Genomic DNA, 21,097 nt, shown 5'->3' with positions numbered 1-21,097 from the left:
TCACTCCTAGACAAACAGATTCATCACTAGCATTGCGCCAAATGCGTTCAATACTGAGATTGCAATCATAACTGGGATGTAACGACCTTCAGTACCAATTGGACCCATGATACGACCCATGTACTGAACTTGAGAGCCCATTAGGTAGATAGCAGGCGCAAGAATCGCAATGTGCGTGCCGTTCAGGATGCCTTGGTCAAATAACGTAATCACTACACCAACCGCGCCGCCCATCGACATCCAAGCCCCGATCAATACCGCTGCTGCTTCACCCGGAAGACCAAACACTGCCATGATTGGAGAAAACACAGTGCCCATCAGATCCAGCGCACCAGTGATTTGCAGCGCTTTGATGATAACGAACGCCATTAATACGTTAGGAACCGTAGAGGTAGTCGCAATTACCCAACCTTTCTTAGCACCTTCGACGAAGATATCCGTCACCATTGGTTTTTTCGCTTTAACGTCACCCATTATGCCGTCTCCTCTTTTAGGTTCTCTGATTTGTTTTGGTCTTGCTTGTCTTCTTTACCTTCCGTCATGTTTAGGTAGATACGGAACAGGTTCGCACCAATGATCTTAAACGCGAACATCACCACAACCGCCAAACCAATAGAAGAAGTTACTGCTAGAGAGCCGTCAGCCATCGTCAACGTGAACAATACCGCACCCGATGAGAAGAAGTTCACGATGGTTGCACCCGCAGTGAACTGGAACATGGTAAATACGTCCGTTTCACGCTTAGTTAGGTGACCTTCATCTTTTAGTTGACGCGTCATAGCCGCACCTGCATCGGTACTTTGTAGAGAAGCAATCAGAGCCAGACCAGAGTTACCAGGGATGCCCATTAGAGGACGTAGAAGAGGAGTAAGAAGCTTACGAGCGGCTTCAAGTGCACCGTAGTGCTCAAGTACGTTGATCATACCTAACGCGAACATAACGGTTGGAATCAAAGTAAGCGCAAAAATGAAACCGTCACGAGCACCGCTACCACCAGTACCACGGAAAGATGTGGTCGCAGCTTGTACCGCGCCATCTGCACCTTCCGTCACGCCGTAAGCGACTTTACCGAAAGAACCATTAAGCGTTGTAAAGTCGAATACACCGTACCATTCGTTGGATTGCATCAGACCAGAAAAGAACACAACCGCAAACGCGAGTGCAATGTAACACCCGATCGTCACCTTGCGTTCAGCATGAACAGGGCTTGTCATAAATTCACCTATATATGTGGAACAGAACGCATAGATGATCCCCTGAACGACGTGCTAGAGAGATGATCAAAATCAATCCATTTACCGAACAGTCATGCTGCTTAGTTATGAAGTTTTATTTTATGATTTGAATCACATTTAAAAGATAATAAATATTTATGACCAAGATAAGGTAGATTTATCTGAGAATCAGCAAGTTCAATCCATTAACAAAGCAAGTTAAAGTTTGGAACAAGTTTGCTATTAGCCACATTCTCGACGTGCTTCATGATTTGTTGCCTATTTAAGATTTCTTGACCGAAAACTAACAAATTTTCTGTGCAATTTAATTTAGGGTGGTGCGGTCATTACTTAGAGACTTACTCAGGGTTTGCCTTTTGCTTCGATCACAATCCAACATCGCTCGATGGACACTCGCCCTTGTGGCTTGGGTTGTCGTGATCTGTTTAAGTAAAAATGTAGGTCTCTTTCAATCTTGTCCTCTCATTGGCGATCAAGTGACGACTGAGCATGCCACTGGGCAACAGCAAAAGAGCGAAAAAGGACTGACTAAGCAGTGTGAATTGTCTGAAAAACTGATTCAGGTTTCACAAAACCATCTCGACAGCTTCATTGTCCCCTTATTCCTATTTGCGTTTGTCTTGCTGTCTATCAGTGGCAGCGAGCGCAATGCTTTCCGCCATCATACTGAACCGATACCCGACAAATATCGGGTGCACCTCAAGCTATGTGTGTTTAGAGAATAAAACCCGATTGCTATTCACCCCCAAATCAATTGTTTTATTTTTAATCACTTCGCACAAGAAACGCGAAGAAAAAGAGTTTTAGGAAAAATCATGAAATTCACTCGCACACTATTAACTGTGGTTATCGCACTTGTTCCGCTATTTTCACACGCAGCAGAAAAAACGTCAGAAGAGAAGCTGCAAGAAATTACTCAACTGCTGAAAGAAAACCCGCAGATCCTCGATTCACTGCATCAAAACCTACAAGACTACGTCGCTTATCAAAAGACGTTTAACGCAACTTTGGATGAAGCGCGCGCCTATCTTAACGATGGCAAGCACTCTTATTTCGGTGCAGAGAACCCAGAGCTGACGCTCATCAACGTGACCGATTACAGCTGTCCTTTCTGTAAACGTCTTGAAGGTGAGCTAGTGAAGGTAGAGAAAGAATACCCGCAGGTAAAAGTGCTGAACATGACGGTATCGTTCAAAGAACAGTACGAAAAGAACGGTTACAACTCGGCAAGTTACGCATTGAACGTTTGGCAGAACCAACATGACAAGTACAAAGAAGTGCACGACTTGTTGGTGAAGAAGCCGGGTCCACATGATGCAAGTTCACTACAAAAAATCGCTAAGAAGACCGGCACAGAAGCACAGCTTGTCGACGACAAAGAGACCAAAGCATTGTTGGATAAAAACTACGAGTACTTCACTCGCTTAGGTCTACGAGGCACACCAGCGATCATCATTAATGACCAAGTCATTCCGGGTTATGTCCCTTTCGAGGAGCTTGAGAAAGTCATCGACCAAGAGCTAAAGAAATAACTATCGAAACAGGTAGCTATTAGGGTCTGTTGACCTTGCGCGGTTAAATTTTGTTCGAGATAAAATCGTTTTAGGCGAGGCAAGGAGTGTGTCGCCTAGTCACTCTAAGCAAATGCGCCTTAACAAAGCATAAAACGATTTTAGCCGAACCCTTTGGGCAGCGTTTGTTGGTCATTTCTACTGCGTTATCGACTTCTCATGTAGGCTAGCTACATAGCAAAGTCTCTGTCTTGTATAAATACCCAACAATTCGCTGCAAAAATCAGCTCGAAAGGTCAACAGACCCTAGAATAGATAAGTAACCATCAAAAACAACAAAGCCCTTCCCTGAGAACTCAAGGAAGGGCTTTTTCTATCTAGGCTTAAAACGAAGTTCTAACTACTTGTCACGCCCCACAAACGCCACAACGACTTTGTCATTGCCAAGTGAACGAGAGAACACGTACGCGCCTTCTTGTTCAATCACTTGATGCTGACCCGCACCAATCGCTGGATGCGCTTTACGGAACTGACCTAGAGTTTGCCAGTGTTTGAGCAGCGCTTGCTTCTCATCAGATAGCTTCCATACCATGTCAGAGCGTGTGCCTTGGTGGAAATCATCCGCGTAAGGACCAATGTTACGACCCACTTCGTCACCGTAGTAAACCTGAACAGCACCAGGGCTTAGAAGCAGTGCATTCGCGGCGTTACGCTGCATGCCATAGTCTTTGAAGCGAGAGAAGAACAGCTCGGTATCGTGAGAAGACATGTAGCTCACTGGGTTGAAGTCTTTCTCGTTGGCGATTGTGTCTGCGTAACTTTGGTAGGTGTCTGCCATTTGGCTGAAACACGCCGCGCCTTTATCTAATTTCTTCTGCATGTCGAAGTTAATCAACGCATCAAAGCCATCGTCAAAGTAAGGGCTGCGATAAGCGGTATGCCCCCATACTTCACCCATCATCCAAAATGGCAGACCCGATTTTCCGTTCTCTTTGCGCCACTGCTCTAGACTGCTTGATGCTTCTTCTTTCAAGCGCTTCCACACATCACCTTCAACGTGCTTCACCGTATCAACACGGTAACCATCAATACCAAAGCGTTTCACCCAATCAGTTTGCCACTCAATCAAGTAATCGGAAACGGTGTAATTGTCACGCGCTTCTACACGTGTGCCGGGGTTATCCAATAGCCATTGCGCTGGCTTCACGGCTTTGTCTGATTCAGTGATAAAGTCAGGTAAACCCGCCAATGACATAGTGATATCGCTGCTGCCCGGAGCAGGGTAGCCCGGCAAACCGGTTCTTACCCAATCACCGCCCCACCATTTCGCCCAGTTTGGACTCTGGTAATCAATATTCTGGTGGTAGCTATGCCAATTTTCGCCCGCTTTTGGTTGCCAATCCCCCCACTTCTTCGGTAGGTCAGCGTTTGGCTTTAGCACCTCAATACCGTCAAATTGCAAATCGGCTAACGTTGAGTAGCCAGTGTGGTTGATTACCGCGTCCATCAAGACTTTGAGACCACGCTTATGCGCCTCTTCCACCAGCACTTTAAGGTCATCTTCGTTACCAAAGTTCTCATCAATCTTGGTGAAATCACGCGTCCAGTAACCGTGGTAAGCATAGAACGGGAATGAGCCGCTATCGCCGCCGCCCACAAAGCCGTGTACTTGCTCAACGATTGGCGATAACCAAATAGCATCTGTACCTAGGCTCTTGATGTAATCCAGTTTCTCGATCACGCCTTTTAGATCACCGCCGTGGAAGGTACCGATCTCTTCTTTGCCGTCTTTCTTGCGCCCATAGCTATTGTCATTGCTCGTATCGGCGTTGTTGAAACGGTCGACCATCACGAAGTAAATGTTGGCATTACGATAATCAAACGGCACTGCTTCTTTGGTTTTCTTCACTGGCTCTAGTAGCACCAAACCGCCAGAGTCTTTGCTTGGCGTGAGCGATACTTGCTGATCTTTTACTTCGACCATTTGACCAGAATAGGCATCACGTAACTTGGTGCCATCTGGGAAACTGTCACCTAACGCGATGGTGACTTCGCCGCCTTGGTAAACCTCACATTGCACTTGTGGGATTGGGCGTTTGAATTCTGTCTTGGCAGCTTTCTTAGGTTCACGCTTGAAGCGCAGTGTTTTCGCTTCCGCATCAAAAGCGAAAGAGTAATCGCCAGTAAAACGGATTTTTAAAGGCAATTCCGTTGGCTTTCCACAATTCAGCGCGAGCGGTTTGTTGAATTTAACTTTCTGACCATCGGGCGCAACGCAATCGCCTTCAACGCCAGTGATTTTAAGCGTATAGCCGTCTTTGGTTAATGGCACAACCAAAGGCTGCTCTGCACTTAAAGGAAAGTCACGGCTGTTGGTCGTGGTAGATATGGTGATGTTTGGCTCGGCGATGGCACTTGCCGATGCAAGCAATAAGGTAGTCGTAATCAGATTCAGTTTCATCGTTCAGTCCATTGGTTGCGCATAGACGCAGTATTCGTGTTGTAGTTTTATTCACACTAATAGTAAATGGATGAAAAACTGAGCACATCATTCTATAAGGCTACGCCCTAAAGCTTGTGACGCTTCACATTTTGCATTTATCGGGGCGTAGTTCTATTTACGGACACAAGATAGTTAAGGAAAAGAGAAACTTATAACTCGACGTTGCCAAGATTGCGCATTTGGGTCAGAGCCCAATTGGTGCGATGTTGAGTGTAATTAGTGTGCGGATACACTTTGATCTTGTAAGGATTCGGCAGAACCACCGCTAACCTCGCCGCTTGCCATTGGGTCAGTTGGCTAGCCCGAATGCCGTAATAGTTTTGTGCTGCAGCTTCGATACCGTAAATACCGGGACCAAACTCCACGACATTCAAATACACTTCGAGGATGCGTTCTTTACTCCACATTGCCTCCATTAAAAGAGCAAAGTAGAGCTCGTACGCTTTGCGCACATAAGAGTGTGAAGGGAACAGAAATACGTTCTTTGCAGTTTGCTGAGTAATCGTACTTGCACCACGAGAAGGTCCGTTCTCGCCGGCTTGTGAGATAACAGAAAACAGTGAATCAAAATCCACCCCATAGTGATGAGGAAATTTCTGATCTTCCGTAGCCATCACCGCAAGTTGGATATTTTTTGAAATCTGAGACAGCGGTACCCACTCTTGCTGGCTACTCTCTGGATAGCCTTCTGGTGGCGAGATCATGCGGCTGATCTTCCATCCCCATAGAGGCGGATTCACGTATTTGACAAAGCCCACCAGCAAAACGGGAGTCAGTAACAAAACCAATGAAATTTTGAATAGAAACGACTTCAGTCTTTTCAGCATGCTTTATTTGCCTAGCCAGAGTAAGGAATACGCCACTTTTACACGTGTGGGTGTTCAAGTAAATGGGAGCGAAGGTTGCCTGATTCAAGGTAGAACAACAAGTTTACAAGGTCAAAAATTGGTTAAAAAAAGCCCAATTTACAATGTAAACCGGGCTTACTGTTTGATTAATGAAAGTTATTTCGTCAGTTTATAGAATACTGTCGATAGAGGTGGTAAACGCAGCTCAAGAGATTGAGGTAACGACTCGCTTTCTACTTCTTGCGTTTCGACGTTGCTTAGTACCTCAAAGCCGCTGCCGTCGTATTTCGCGTCGTCAGTATTCAACAGAAGTTCGTACTTGCCTTCCATCGGCACACCCAAACGGAAACGCTCATGAGGCACAGGTGTGAAGTTACTGATCACCAATACACGTTCGCCATCTTGGCTAATACGTTCATGCGCAAGGATACTTGCTTCCGCTTCATCTTGCAGACGCCATTCAAAGCCAGCAGGCACACAATCTTGATCGTGCATCGCCGCTTCGTCACGGTACAAGTGGTTCAAGTCGCGAATCAGTGCTTGCACACCTTGGTGGCGACCAAACTCAAGTAAGAACCATTGTAACTGGTCATCGTGATTCCACTCTGCGGTTTGACCAAGCTCAGCGCCCATGAAGTTTAGCTTCTTACCCGGTTGACCATACATGTAACCGTAATAAGCACGTAGGTTCGCCGTTTGTTGCCACTCATCACCTGGCATCTTGTTATGGATAGAACCTTTGCCGTACACCACTTCATCATGAGATAGCGACAGCACATAGTTCTCGCTGTGTGCGTAAACAAGCGGGAACGTGATGGTATTGTGGTGGTATTTGCGGTGAATAGGATCTTCTTGGATGTAAGAAAGACTGTCGTGCATCCAACCCATATTCCACTTAAAGCCAAAGCCTAAACCGCCCATAAATGTCGGTGCAGATACGCCTGGGAATGCCGTCGATTCTTCTGCAATGGTCATTGCATTCGGGAAGTGCTTGTACACTTCTTCGTTCATCCACTTCAACGTTGCGATCGCATCGTAGTTCTCGTTGCCGCCGTCCACATTTGGAATCCACTGATCGTGACTGCGTGAGTAGTCTAGGTAGAGCATCGACGCAACAGCGTCCACACGGATACCATCAATATGGAATTGCTCAAACCAGTACAGTGCGTTAGACACAAGGAAACGGCGCACATGCTCACGACCTAGATCGTAGATGTAAGAGTTCCAGTCTTGGTGCCAACCGCGGCGAGGATCTGGATCGTGGAACAGTGGTGTGCCATCAAAGTTCGCTAAACCATGATCATCCGATGGGAAGTGCGCAGGTACCCAATCCAGTACCACGCCCAAGCCAGCTTGGTGACAGGCATCAACAAAGAATTTGAAATCATCTGGAGAGCCGTAGCGACTCGTCGGCGCAAACAACCCTACAGGTTGGTAACCCCAAGAGCCAAAGAACGGGTGTTCTGAAACTGGCATCAGCTCAACGTGGGTGTAGCCCATATCCACAAGGTAAGGCACTAACTCAGCCGCGAGTTCACGGTAATTTAGGAAATCCCCATCTGCGTTACGCTTCCAAGAACCCGCATGCAGTTCGTAGAAAGATAAGGCTTCATCACGTTTCTGTGTGACGGGACGATTTTGCCATTTTGCATCTTGCCATTGGTAACGGTTGTGATCGTAAGTGATCGACGCGAATGATGGGTATTGTTCAGAGTAGAAGCCCCAAGGGTCTTGCTTATGAGGGAGCCCTTCCCCATTTGGACCTTTGAGTTCGAATTTGTATTGTACGCCCTCTTCCAAACCAGGAATAAACAAGCCCCAGATACCGTAGTCGAGACGTTGCATTGGATGGCGACGACCATCCCACTGGTTGAAGCTGCCCACTAAGCTGATGGCAGAAGCATGAGGGGCGTAAACAAGGAAGCGCACACCAGAGATATTTTCACCACCGCGTTCGATGGTCACAAACTGCGATCCCATGTAGCGGTACATGTCTTTTGGCGTGTGCAGGTGTTCGTATTCTTGATAAATGTTGTGGTACTGGTAAGGGTCGTCAATGAGCTGTTCCACGCCATCCCAATCCACAGCAAGTTGGTAGTGAGTTAGGTGCAGGTCACGCTTCTCTCTCAAGATGAAGCCGCTCTCGCCTTCGCGTTCTAACTCAACACGAGGTTCACCGCTGACAACCAATTCAACTTTGTCTGCACCCGGCATCCAAACTCGTAACGATCCTTCGCCATCATCGATGAATGGACCAAGTGACGCAAATGGGTCTGAGTAAGCCGCCTCAGCTAGTAATTCATAGGCGCGTTCGTATTTTTTCTTTACCTTGGTTTTCAAATCTTTCTCCCTAGCACCGATATTCTCCTTATGGTTTTTGAACATCGGATTTCCTCAGCCAAACGTTGTGAATTCACACAATTATAAAAAACCGCACTCTATCCAAGAGATGAATAAAATAGCGTCAAAAAACAAAAATGCCCGCTATTGTTGCGGGCATAATAACGGTACTTCATCCTAACGGATTGTGCCGATTTAATGAGTGACCTAGGCTGTACTTTCGTACCTCAGCGCAATTAAATTCGCGAACTCCTACATCACCCATTCCACCTTATTTGCTCGCTTTCGCACGCACTTCAGTGAGGCGCTTAGAAATACGGTTAACGTCTTCACGGCTGAAGATTTCGTCAAGGTTCATCGATAGTTTACGACGCCAGTTTGGATACTCGTCAACAGTACCTGGAATGTTTACCGGTTGGTCCATTTCTAGCCAGTCTTCAAGCTGAACACTTAGTAGTGCTGAGTCACCCGCAGCCACATGCAGTTGCAATGCTTCACTTAGGTAACCATCCATTGGTACGTACTGCGCATCATGACCGATACCTTCTGGTAGGTAACCATGCCAACGAACACTGTCTAGGATGCCTTGTTTGCACTTCAAACGGTCATCAAACAGACCTTCCAGTTGTTGCTCGTCTGGGTACAGACCGATCTCTCGACCCATCTTCAAGTCATCACAGTGCCAGAAGCCACGTAGGGTTGGCATATCGTGCGTACACAATGCCGCCATAGACTGCTCAGCGTAATGCTTCGGAGAAATGAAGCCACCGTCGTCTTTTGATGTTTCGAAGAAGAATACTTTGTATGAGTGAACACCTGCGTCACGAAGGATATCAACGATTTCATCAGGCACGGTACCCAAATCTTCACCGATTACAGAACACTGATGACGATGAGATTCTAGCGCTAGGATTGCTAGCATATCTTCAACTGGGTAGTACAGGTATGCTCCTTCTGTCGCCTTCTCACCTTTTGGAATCCACCAAAGGCGAAGCAGACCAAGAACGTGGTCAATACGCAGTGCGCCACAATGCTTCATGTTTGCACGTAGCAACTTGATGTACGCGTCGTAGCCTGTCGCTTCCAACACTTGTGGGTTTAGCGGAGGCAGACCCCAGTTTTGACCCAGAGGACCAAGGATATCTGGTGGCGCACCGATGCTTGCATCCAGTACTAGGTTGCCATCATCAGCCCAAGTCTCGCTGCCTGAATCTGCAACACCAACAGCAAGGTCTCGGTATAGACCAACCGCCATGCCTTTTTCTTCTGCAAGAGCCTGTGCTTCTTTGATCTGATCGTCTGCAATCCACTGTAGGTACATGTACAGGTGAACGCGGTCAGAGTTGTCTTTGATGTACTTCTGAGTTGCCGCAGCATCAAACGTACGGAATTTCTCAGGGAATACCGGCCAGCCCCAAACACTTGAATCTTCAGCGTGTAATTCACCATGCAGAGCATCAAATGCCGCTTGGTGAAGTAGGCTCTCACCGCCAAGTTCTACAAACTCTAGGAACGCGCGCGCACGATCAGTGTTCTTGTCTAGATGACGTGCTTTGAACTCGCTAAATAGCAGCGGAAGAATGTTCATCTTAAGCTCAGAAACCTCGGTGTAGTTCACCCAGTGTGCTTCACGAGCTTTTTGCAGACGCTGTTGGAACTCAGCGCTGCCAACGCGTTGTTGTGCTTCTGCACTTAGTGCAAATTCAGGCACAGAGCTTACGTCGATGTACATGATGTTCAGCCAACGACGAGAAGACGGGCTGTATGGGCTCGCACCTTCAGGGTTCGCTGGGAACAATGAATGAATTGGGTTCAAACCAATGAAGTCACCGCCACGAGAGGCGATATCACTGACCAACTGCTTAAGGTCACCAAAGTCACCGATACCCCAGTTGTGCTGAGTACGCAGTGTGTAAAGCTGAATGCTTGGACCCCATAGCTTTTTATGTTGGTTTAGATCTTCTTGTTTGAAACACGCTTTCGGTGTGATGATCAGCGACATTTCGTAAGGTGTCTTACGGCGTTTACGACTGATGATCAGTTTGTGGTAACCCCATGCCAAATTCTTTGGCAATGCAAACACTAGAGGGCCACCCTCAGCTCGTTCATCACGAACAATTTGTGACTGAAGATAGCCTTCAAGTACCTCTCCTTGTTCTGTTTCTAAACGCCAGCTAAATTCACTCTCACGAGCACTCGTACCTAGGTTTAGTTCCACTTCGACTGGGTCGCCGTCGCGTAAAACAAGAACAGGGGCTAGTACGTCTTTCTTATGTTTTTTCTCAGCAGAAGCCAATAGCTTCTCATCGCTGCTAGTATCGTAGCCAAGTGAAGTGAGCAAGCGGCGTAGTGTCTCCTCAGAAACTTTTGCCTCGTCTCCCCACGCGCTGACGTAGCTATCAGCTAATCGCGCCATGTCTGCGACTTTCTTTAATGCTGTTTGTTCTTTCATCGCTTTCTCCGAAGGTAATACCAACACCTTCCATGTAGGGTTTTATTGTTATCAATAACTAATTCTTGAAAATGACCAAAGGTAGCGCTCGGCTACCTTGGTCTTATACCCAAGTGACCTCAAGATGCACAGTTCAGAGCGTTGTCATTGATTCGAGTTCAAGGAAAACAACGCCGTGGAATAGCAGCCTCTTTCCTAGTTGTTTGACACCGAAATCGGGTCAATGACACGCTCCCAAAGGGCGAGTTGCCTTGTCTTACATGCTTCGTTAACAATTTTTGATATAGAACCACTATATCTTCAAATCGTTGCCTTGCCTGAAAACCAAGTCAATCTCGCTGAACAAAGCATCCTGGGGTTACTTGGGTATCACTTTTAACGTTTTACCGCTTCTAGTTTCCAGATGTTGTTCACATAGTCACGAATTGAGCGGTCTGATGTGAACTTGCCAACTAGGGCAGTGTTAAGAATGGCTTTCTTAGCCCAGCCAGCTTGGTCTTTGTATTGTTTGCCCATTTCTTCATGCGCTTTCACATAAGATGCGAAGTCAGCAAGACATAGGTACGGGTCACCGCCATCGAGTAGGCTATCGAATGTAGCGCGTAGTAGACCTGGTTGACCTGGCGTAAACTCATCACCTGTTAGTAGGTCTAGAGACGCTTTTAGTAAGTGGTCAGCATTGTAGTAGTCGTAAGGGTTGTAGCCAGCTGCTTTAACCGCTTTCACGCCTTCAACATCAAGACCGAAGATGTAGATGTTCTCGTCGCCCACTTCTTCGCGAATCTCAACGTTAGCACCATCCATCGTACCGATAGTTAGGGCACCGTTAAGAGCCATCTTCATGTTACCTGTACCAGATGCTTCTTTACCTGCTAGAGAGATTTGTTGCGAAACGTCTGCCGCAGGGATGATGATTTCAGCCATGCTCACGCGGTAGTCAGGGATGAAGACCACTTTCAGTTTGTTGCCGATACGTGGATCGTTGTTGATCTTCTCTGCAACCTTGTTCACTGCGAACATAATTTCTTTCGCTAGGTGGTAACCTGGAGCAGCTTTCGCAGCGAAGAAACATACGCGTGGCTCACACTCGAAACCAGGTTCGTTTAGGATGCGGTGGTATAGAGACAGAATGTGTAGCAGATCTAGGTGCTGACGCTTGTACTCGTGTAGACGCTTGATTTGAACGTCGAAGATAGCGTTAGTATCTAGTTCGATACCCATGTTATCTAGAACCCAATCAGCAAGACGCTGTTTGTTTTCTTTCTTAACAGCCATGAACTCTTTTTGGAATTTCGCGTCTGTTGCGTACTTAGCGATACCTTCTAGTTGCTCAAGTTTTGCTGGCCATTCAGGACCGATCTTGTCGGTAATTAGCTTAGATAGACCTGGGTTACAGAACTTCAACCAACGACGTGGCGTGATACCGTTTGTTACGTTATGTAGACGAGTTGGGTACATCTCGTGGAACTCTGGGAATAGGTCTTTCTTAACCAACTCAGAGTGAAGTGCTGCTACGCCGTTAACTGCGTAAGAACCGATTACACATAGGTTTGCCATGCGAACCATGCGGTTGAAACCTTCTTGGATGATAGAAAGCTTAGCTTGCTTCTCACCGTCACCAGGCCACATCTTACGAACTTCTTGTAGGAAGCGGTGGTTGATTTCAAAAATGATTTCCATGTGACGTGGAAGTAGACGCTGGATTAGCGATTCTGGCCATGTCTCTAGTGCTTCAGGAAGTAGCGTATGGTTAGTGTACGCGAAAGTCTGAGAACTGATTTCCCAAGCCGCTTCCCAAGTCAGACCTTTCTCGTCCACTAGGATGCGCATTAGCTCAGGAATAGCAATCGTTGGGTGCGTATCGTTCAGCTGGATAGTCTCTTGCTTCGGTAGATCCGCTAGCGAGTAGCCTGCTGCTTCGTGGCGACGTAGGATGTCGCGTACAGATGCTGCAGAGTGGAAGTACTGTTGCATTAGACGCAGTGTTTTACCTTTCTCGTGGTTATCGTTCGGGTAAAGCACTTTAGTGATGTTGCCTGCGTCGATCAGTGCGTGCTGAGCTTCGAAGTAATCACCGTTGTTAAAACTTTCTAGTGAGAATGGCGCAATTGCCTGACATTCCCATAGACGTAGAGGGTAAACAGTATCTGATTCGTAACCTACGATAGGCAGATCCCAAGGCATTGCTTTTACAGACATGCCAGGAACCCATTTACGAACTTCTTTACCGTTTTCGTTTACCACCTCAACGTGACCGTAGAAGCCGATTTCTTGCGCTAACTCTGGACGAGCCACTTCCCAAGGGTAACCTTCTACACCACGCCATGCGTCTGGTGCTTCTTGTTGACGACCATCTTTAAACGACTGCTTAAATAGACCGTATTCGTAGTGTAGGCCGTAACCTACTGTTGGGAATTCTTGAGCCGCACATGAATCCATGAAACATGCAGCTAGACGACCTAGACCACCGTTACCCAGTGATGGGTCGCGCTCTTCTTCTAGAAGGTCTGTTAGGTTGTGACCTAGTTCAGCCATCGCTTCAGTGATCTCTTCGTAAAGACCCATGCTGATTAGGTTGTTACCAGTCAAACGACCGATAAGGAATTCTAGTGAAAGGTAGTTAACGCTTTTCGCTTCTTGGATGCGAGCGTCTGCTTCAGTAGCAAGCAAATCACAAGTCGTAAACTCAGCCAATGCACGACCCATTGCTAGGTACCATGCGCGGCTATCTGCATTTTCAACCGTGTGAGCGTAAGTCACAGATAGATGTTTCTTTACGCTTTCTTGGAACGACTTCTTGTCAAATTGTTTCTGTTGAGTAGGTTTCATTAAGAAATTCTCACGTCTTTTAGTAATTCATCTGCCATACATCGTGCATTTCCCTCTGTGAATAAACATCCTCCCATTTGTCCTCCCTACAAGGAGGAGGGGGTAGGGCGTAGAGGGCGTAAGCTTGCAAACTTAGTGATCCAAATCGCAACACGGCAGCCTATAACCCTATTCTTAGTGATTCGGATCACAGCCACCTGTGAGAAAGATTAAAATTTGTTCATGACGTTTTTTATTCCCCCTTCCAACTCCAATGTAAAAACTGTCTTATCGATCACATTACGTCTTTTAACATTGATAATTTCTCCTTAATAGATGTGCAACTCTCTCTACATGGGATCAATACCATCGATGTTTAAGTGACCAAAATCACAAATACAGGGCGTAGTTGGTGGCATTTGCATCAACTCTTGAGAATTAGGAAGTGGATCAAAGTAACAACCAATTCTGTTGTCGTAACATCCAAAACGACTCGCAAGCCTGTACACTTTTTATACAAACTAGAATTTAGTGGTGTGAGTCAGTTTCTAGTTTCGCTAGCTCAAAAAATTAAGGACAGAATTTATAATGTGGATTCCATCTAAACTTACTCGCCCAGGTCGCCTGCACAACGCAATCGTCCGTCCGCGAGTGTTGGACTTACTGCAACAAGCGCCTTACTACAAACTGGTATTGTTTCGCTCGCCGGCTGGTTACGGGAAAACCACCATGGCGGCACAGTGGCTGTCAGACAAACCCAATGTAGGTTGGTACAGTATCGACGACAGCGATAACGATGGTTTCCGCTTCGTTAACTATCTACTGCAAGCTTTAAACAAAGCGACCAACTACAACTGCTCTAACGCTCAAAAATTGGCTGAAAAGCGTCAGTTCTCTTCTTTACGCTCTTTATTCAGCGAAGTTTTCGCTGAAATGGCAGATTTTCAGCATGAGTGTTACGTCGTACTCGATGACTACCATCTGATCACTAACGACGAAATTCACGAGTCCATGCGTTTTTTCTTAAAGCACATGCCAGACAACCTTACTGTAGTGGTTACTAGCCGTGCGGCACCGCCATTAGGCACTGCGAACCTTCGTGTCCGTGACTTGATGATCGAAATCGGCAACGAAATGTTGGCATTCGATACCGAAGAAACCACACGCTTCTTCAACCAACGCATTGCCGATGGCATCGATGAAGACATGGCGAACAACTTACGTACTTACGTTGAAGGTTGGCCATCAGCGTTACAACTTATCGCCCTACAAGCACAGCATCAGAACCGCACTCTGGCACAAACCGTAGAGTCGGTGTCTCAGTTTAATCATGCACACTTATGGGATTACTTAGTCGAAGAAGTCTTTGATCTACTAGACAAAGAGACACGTCATTTCTTAATGCAAGTGTCGGTACTCGACCATTTCAACGACGAACTCGTCTTTGCATTGACGCAACGTGAAGATGCACTCGGCATGATTGAGTCACTCAATCGATACGGCTTGTTTATCTATCCACTGGAAGGTGAACAAAACTGGTTCCGATTCCACAATCTGTTTGGCGAATTTTTGTCGCATGAACGTCAAGCGCGTATTCCTCAACAAGAGAAAGATCTACACCGCAACGCAGCTGTCGCCTGGCTAAAACAGAAAGCACCGCATCAAGCTATTCACCACGCACAGAAATCTGACGACACTGATCTAATCGTAGAAATCTTGAATGAATTTGGTTGGAAGATGTTCAACCAAGGTGAGTTAACAACGCTAGAAGCGGCGATCAACCAGCTTGATAAAGACTTACTCTTCAGCCACCCGAAACTGTCGATGTTGCGCGCATGGTTGGCGCAAAGCCAACACCGCTACAACCAGGTTGGTGAGCTACTAGCAGAAGCCGAAGAAGAGCATAAGAAACGTAATATCGAACTTGATTCTGGCTATCAAGGTCAAGCTAATGCCCTACTCGCTCAGGTTGCAATCAACAGCAACCAACCAGAGCGTGCATTAGAGTTAGCCGAGTTAGCACTGAGCCAACTTGACCCAACGGTGTACCGCAGCCGTATCGTGGCGACGTCAGTCGTTGGTGAAGTAAACCACGTACTGGGTAAACTTGACCGCGCATTACCAATGATGCAACAAACCGAAAAACTGGCACGTCAGTATCAGGTTTACCACCAAGCGTTATGGGCAATCTTGCAACAAAGTGAAATCATGATCGCGCAAGGTTACGTCCAAGCAGCATTTGAGCTGCAAGATTCCGGCTTCCGCTTGATTGAAGATCAACAGCTTCAGCATGTTCCTCTTCACGAGTTTTTATTACGAATTCGCGCGCAAGTATTGTGGTGCTGGAACCGCTTGGATGAAGCAGAAGAGTGCTCATACAAAGGGCTACAAATTCTAGAAAACCACTCACCAAGTAAGCACTTACATAGCTACTCAATGTTGGCGCGTATTGCGATTGGTCGCGGTGAATTAGACAAAGCGGGTAAGTTTATCGAACACATCCAGCACTTGATGAAACAATCCACTTATCACGTAGACTGGACGGCAAACGCATCACTCTCTCTGATCTTGTTCTGGCAAGCTCGTGGCAACACAGAAGCGATTCAAGAATGGTTGAACACCGCAGTTCGCCCGGAATCAGCGTGTAACCACTTCTTGCAGTTACAGTGGCGCAATATTGCTCGTGCTCACATCAACCTTGGGCAATATGACGAAGCGCGACAAGCTTTGGACTTCCTACAAAGCGAAGCTCGTCGTACTAACTTGGTGACCGATACCAATCGCAACCTTGTGGTTGAAGCGGTATTTGCCGCGCGTCAGAAAGACGAAGAGCAAGCAAAAGCACTATTGAAAGAAGCACTAGTGATGACAAACCAAACCGGTATGGTCGGCAACTTCTTAATCGACGGTGCAACGATTGGTGGTCTACTAGAGAAGCTAAGTCTTCGTCATGAGCTGGGCGATTTAGAGCGTCACCGTGCTCAACAATTGATGAAAGACATCTCTTCAAACCAACGCAGCCGCTCGATTCACTTTGATGAAGACTTTATTGAGAAACTGGTGAACCACCCGAACGTGCCGGAGCTGGTTCGAACCAGTCCACTCACGCAACGTGAATGGCAAGTGCTTGGTTTGATCTACTCAGGATTTAGCAATGAGCAAATCGCTCAAGAGTTAGATGTAGCAGGCACAACGATTAAGACTCACATTCGTAACTTGTACCAAAAGCTCAACATTGCAAACCGTAAGGAAGCGATTGTGACGGCGGAGAACTTGCTGCAATTGATGGGTTACTGATCACTCGAAAGAGAGTAGCTAAACAGGGGTTGGCGTATTGCGTCAGCCCCTTTTTTGTGGGCATTCATGCAAATTGCAAAGCCTGTAAGAAACGTTGTACATATATACGACTTGGAAAGGGCTGGCTATTACACGGCGTTGTTTTCATTGCGCTCGCATCAATAACAACGCTCTGAATCCTGCATCTCAAAGTCACTTGGGTATACGACAGACAAAAAAATAGCCAACCGCAATTAAGGCGATTGGCTTATGTATGATGTGAACAATGTATATTCACTAACAACGTCAGTTGGCTAGGTGACCCTCGGCTTAAGAAGGGTCGAAAAGGATTATGCATTAATCATGCCAATTTGAAAAGCATTATTTTTGGGCACAAGATCTCATATCAAACTGCCAAGATGTTACAACATTTGCAATATGCAAAGTCAAAATGCAAATTGCAGTTGCAAGCCGCAACTCTGTGGCATAAGTGATAAATAAGTCACCAAACGACTCCATTCAACAAATTTATCGATTTTACGCTGACATTTATTCAATCAAGCGCCCCTTTACAACTGATAACAAATCCATTTCTTTATCGCGTATCTTTCTGTTTTTATTCACCTAAACTAACCAAAAAGCTTAACGTTGCTAGGTTCTGTTGGCCTTTCAAGCTGATTTTTACAGCGAGTGTTTGCCTAGAATGACTAAGCAATACACTCCTTTCCTTGCCTACAACGATTTTAACCATGCGCCCATCAGAACAAAACTTAACCACGAAAGTTCAACAGATCCTAGATAAGCAATCATTTAGATATTTTCCTCACCACTATTTCATACTTTTTTGACATCAATGTTTGTATACTCAGGACCATCTACATGACTTAGTACTTGAGAAATGAACTATCTAATCACCTACTTCAAAGGAATGGCGATGGGTGCAGCCGATGTTGTCCCAGGCGTATCAGGCGGTACCATTGCATTTATTACTGGCATTTATGACACACTGCTAGAAAGCATTCGACGTATTAACCCTTCACTTTTCTCGATTTGGAAAAAGGATGGCTTCAAAGCTGCGTTTAATCACATTAACGGCTTCTTCCTTATCTCTTTGTTTGCGGGTATTTTCACCAGTATCGCGACGCTGGCAAAACTAATCAGTTGGCTATTGGAAACTCATCCAATTCCAATTTGGTCATTCTTCTTTGGTCTGATCTTGGTGTCTGTCTACCACATCATTCGCCAAGTAGAAAAGCGTGACGCTATCCGTTTTGTTGCGTTATTGATCGGCATTGGTTTCGCCTACAGCATCACGGTGCTAAAACCACTTCATATGGAGCCAACGGCGATCAACACCATTCTGGCTGGAGCTATCGCAATCTGTGCGATGATTCTACCGGGTATCTCAGGCAGCTTTATTTTGCTGTTGATCGGCATGTATGCTCCTGTATTGGGCGCGGTAAAAGGTTTCCAAATTGATATCCTTGCGCTGTTCCTTGTTGGCTGTGTTGCTGGTCTGCTGTCCTTCTCTCACTTGTTGTCTTGGTTACTGCGCAAATTCCGCGATTTAACCTTAATGTTCCTAACTGGCTTAATGATCGGTACGCTACCAAAGATCTGGCCTTGGAAGGAAACGCTAACATGGCGTACTAACTCGAAGGGTGAGCAAGTGCCATTGCTAGAGCAAAACCTATCACCGTTTGAGTTTGAGCACATCACGTCTCAACCATCACAACTGGTGTTAGCCGTGATCATGATGCTAGCCGCTATAGCGTTAGTACTTGGTTTAGAGAAGTTTGCGGATTCAAACAAGTAAATCTGAACCACAATTCCATCATTTAAGAAGCGGAGCCATTGGCTCCGCTTTTTTTATTTACGCTTTACAAACAATAGGTTTCAAATAGATGGGTATAGTGCACAATTTGTTGAAATTGCGAGTTTTCGTACATCCCATCTGTGCTAGGATGCAGGCAATGTTAAGTGATAAATACTGAATCTTAATGAAAGTGTTACAAATCGCAGGGATAGCCGTGGCACTGGTCGCTGGCTTTTACGCGCCTACCCTAATAAAAAACTTCTCTTCAGCACCCGAGCCTAAGTCGCTCGATGAATACTGTTTCCTCTCTACTGAACCTTGCATCCAACATGATGTTGCGATGACGCTTAGCGTCGATACTGCTCAACCTCTGATCCCAGCTCAGCTCGAAGTCGAATGGCAAGACAGCAAAGCAGATCAGCTCGTATTAAGTTTGGTTGGTCGAGAAATGGAAATGGGCGAGCCAAAATTCATGCTAAAGAAAGTGGCACCAGGTAAATTTGTGGGTGATGTGACATTGCCCGTTTGTACACAAGATTCAATGACGTGGGTTGGTGAACTTTCCGACGGTAAAGACACCATCTACCCGGCCCTCAAAATGCAAAGATAAGGAATTGATATGAGCCGTAATTGGTCTCTCTTTCTCGTGGTTGCGTTTGTCCTTGGCTTTGGTACCAAAACGTACCTAGATGGACAAAAAGACGTAGAGAAAAAACAACAAGTCACTACCGAGCAAAGCGTGTTGTTTGGCGAAGGCGATAAACCTGTCGATATCTTCGATACCAGCGATGATCGCATTCGCATTGTTTACTTTGGCTTTACGCGTTGCCCAGACGTATGCCCAACCTCATTAGCCATGCTAGCAGGTGCACTCAATCAAATCGACGATGCGCAAAAAGCGCAGTTGCGCCCAATGTTCATCTCGCTTGATCCAGAACGTGATGAGGCAGATGCATCAGCCAAGTACGCCCACTACTTCCACCCGATGATTGAAGGCCTGTCCGCACCACTCGACGTGACCACCCCACTTGCCCACAAATATGGTGTCATTTTCCGTAAAACGGAGCTAGAAGGCTCAGAGCTGAAATACACGCTCGACCACAGCTCTTACTTTTACTTCTTGAAGCCTGACGGCACACTCATCACTAAAGTGCCACACACCTTAACGCCTGCGCCAATTGTCGAAGCGATAACTAAACTGACAGCAGAAGGAAAAACCAATGAAAGCTAAGCATGCAATCAAAACGTTAGCCCTCTCCGCCCTACTTCTAAGCCCTTTGGCACAAGCAAACCTAAACGTGATGCCACACGAACCGTATGCACGAGCAATGGCGCCAGGTGCTGTGACGAGCGCTGTGTTTGTGACCTTTGCTAACCGAAGCCAAGAAGACATCAATATTGTCGCAGCAGAAACCCCTGCAGCAGGTAAAGTCGAGTTGCACGATGTGATTAAAGAAGGCGATGTAATGAAGATGCGCCAAGTAGACCACATCACACTCGCTGCAAAAGAGACCACCGAGCTAAAACCGGGCAGCCTGCATATCATGCTATTTGACCTTAAAAAGCCGCTTAATGAAGGCGACGAAATCGAAGTGACAGTGACTTACGACAACGGCCAAAAGCAAAGCTTTACCGCACCAGTTAAAAAAGTCATGACTGGAATGAAAAAGTACGAACATCATCATTAGTGTCTCTTCACTTCATCGATTCAAAGCTCCTCCAACGTGAGGAGCTTTTTTATTCCTCTCTCTTTTCTCTAAGCAGTATTCGCCAAACTATCAATGCATGATTTTGTGTCCTAAATCAGAGCGAAACAGCCGCTGCTGAGATATAAACAAGGCTTTGCTGCAAACGAGTTTCTCGCCATGTTAAAAGCCCTTTCTCGCGTATTTAAAATGCTGACGCAAGTAAATCCAAACCTAGAACAGGATGTCGATACCATCATTGACGCTATTGGTGGCATGAGTAATTTGGTGGAAACTGGTGCTTGTGCGACAAGGCTACGACTCACACTAAAAGACACCACCATTGTGAATCAAAAAGCACTGAAGGAGCATGGAGCGCATGGTGTCGTGATCATTGATGAACGACATATCCAAATCATCTACGGCGTAAAAGCCAACACCTATTCACAAGAGATGGAAGAACGTCGAATAAAACACATATAAAACGCAAAGGAGTTGTAAGAATCAGAGTACAGTCGCTATACTCCGACCGTTAACTCACCAACTTAAGAGGATATATGATGATTGTAATGAATAACACTAACTGGGCAGTGAAAGGGTAACGTCCAACTTTTTCTCGTGGC

General features: G+C 46.2%; 15 protein-coding genes. 8 read left to right on the top strand and 7 right to left on the bottom strand.

Going from position 1 to position 21,097, the window contains the following annotated elements; genetic code table 11:
* Nucleotides 1-6: 6 nt before the first annotated feature.
* Together OH463_RS05455 and OH463_RS05450 are read right to left on the bottom strand one after the other, a co-directional pair.
* Nucleotides 7-474: a YjiG family protein gene (locus OH463_RS05455; RefSeq protein WP_005374849.1), complete on the bottom strand. Its 468-nt coding sequence runs from the start codon at nt 472-474 to the stop codon at nt 7-9.
* A complete protein-coding gene (locus OH463_RS05450) occupies nt 474-1,214 on the bottom strand; it encodes a nucleoside recognition domain-containing protein (protein WP_005437881.1) in 741 nt (246 codons plus the stop codon). The genes OH463_RS05455 and OH463_RS05450 overlap by 1 nt, the downstream gene beginning before the upstream one ends.
* Nucleotides 1,215-1,636: 422 nt before the next feature.
* Here OH463_RS05450 and OH463_RS05445 point away from each other — a divergent pair, with 422 nt between their 5' ends.
* On the top strand, nt 1,637-1,960 hold the full coding sequence (locus OH463_RS05445; protein ID WP_005447443.1) for a hypothetical protein: 324 nt from the start codon (nt 1,637-1,639) through the stop codon (nt 1,958-1,960).
* A gap of 90 nt (nt 1,961-2,050) precedes the next feature.
* Nucleotides 2,051-2,767: a DsbA family protein gene (locus tag OH463_RS05440; RefSeq protein WP_269990753.1), complete on the top strand. Its 717-nt coding sequence runs from the start codon at nt 2,051-2,053 to the stop codon at nt 2,765-2,767.
* 379 nt (nt 2,768-3,146) lie between these two features.
* Here the strand turns inward: OH463_RS05440 and OH463_RS05435 are convergent, their stop codons facing one another.
* From OH463_RS05435 to OH463_RS05415, 5 genes are all read right to left on the bottom strand, one after another.
* Entirely contained in the window at nt 3,147-5,207 is a 2,061-nt protein-coding gene (locus OH463_RS05435; protein ID WP_269990752.1) for an alpha-amylase, read from the bottom strand.
* Between the two features lie 191 nt (nt 5,208-5,398).
* Entirely contained in the window at nt 5,399-6,076 is a 678-nt protein-coding gene (gene mtgA / locus OH463_RS05430; protein ID WP_005447428.1) for a monofunctional biosynthetic peptidoglycan transglycosylase, read from the bottom strand.
* 177 nt (nt 6,077-6,253) lie between these two features.
* On the bottom strand, nt 6,254-8,482 hold the full coding sequence (gene glgB / locus OH463_RS05425; RefSeq protein ID WP_269990750.1) for a 1,4-alpha-glucan branching protein GlgB: 2,229 nt from the start codon (nt 8,480-8,482) through the stop codon (nt 6,254-6,256).
* Between the two features lie 226 nt (nt 8,483-8,708).
* Complete coding sequence (gene malQ / locus OH463_RS05420; RefSeq protein ID WP_005447424.1) at nt 8,709-10,889, bottom strand: 4-alpha-glucanotransferase; 2,181 nt, start codon at nt 10,887-10,889, stop codon at nt 8,709-8,711.
* A gap of 375 nt (nt 10,890-11,264) precedes the next feature.
* Nucleotides 11,265-13,718: a glycogen/starch/alpha-glucan phosphorylase gene (locus tag OH463_RS05415; RefSeq protein WP_005447423.1), complete on the bottom strand. Its 2,454-nt coding sequence runs from the start codon at nt 13,716-13,718 to the stop codon at nt 11,265-11,267.
* A 567-nt stretch (nt 13,719-14,285) separates the two neighbouring features.
* Between OH463_RS05415 and malT the strand changes: the two genes are divergently transcribed.
* From malT to OH463_RS05385, 6 genes are all read left to right on the top strand, one after another.
* Nucleotides 14,286-16,994, top strand: coding sequence for an HTH-type transcriptional regulator MalT (gene malT, locus OH463_RS05410; protein WP_009698026.1), 2,709 nt, complete (start codon nt 14,286-14,288; stop codon nt 16,992-16,994).
* A gap of 877 nt (nt 16,995-17,871) precedes the next feature.
* Complete coding sequence (locus OH463_RS05405) at nt 17,872-18,789, top strand: DUF368 domain-containing protein (protein WP_005437870.1); 918 nt, start codon at nt 17,872-17,874, stop codon at nt 18,787-18,789.
* 184 nt (nt 18,790-18,973) lie between these two features.
* On the top strand, nt 18,974-19,399 hold the full coding sequence (locus OH463_RS05400) for a hypothetical protein (RefSeq protein WP_045486146.1): 426 nt from the start codon (nt 18,974-18,976) through the stop codon (nt 19,397-19,399).
* 9 nt (nt 19,400-19,408) lie between these two features.
* Nucleotides 19,409-20,020, top strand: a complete 612-nt coding sequence (locus OH463_RS05395; protein WP_005447419.1) for an SCO family protein — start codon at nt 19,409-19,411, stop codon at nt 20,018-20,020.
* Nucleotides 20,010-20,477, top strand: a complete 468-nt coding sequence (locus tag OH463_RS05390) for a copper chaperone PCu(A)C (protein ID WP_269990745.1) — start codon at nt 20,010-20,012, stop codon at nt 20,475-20,477. Before OH463_RS05395 ends, OH463_RS05390 begins: the two co-directional genes overlap by 11 nt.
* A 177-nt stretch (nt 20,478-20,654) precedes the next feature.
* Entirely contained in the window at nt 20,655-20,957 is a 303-nt protein-coding gene (locus OH463_RS05385) for a glucose PTS transporter subunit EIIB (protein WP_009698030.1), read from the top strand.
* The last annotated feature ends 140 nt before the right edge of the window (nt 20,958-21,097 follow it).

The organism is Vibrio sp. NFR, from assembly GCF_027587095.1.
Lineage (GTDB): Bacteria > Pseudomonadota > Gammaproteobacteria > Enterobacterales > Vibrionaceae > Vibrio > Vibrio harveyi.
This window is presented reverse-complemented; position numbering and strand designations above follow the sequence as displayed.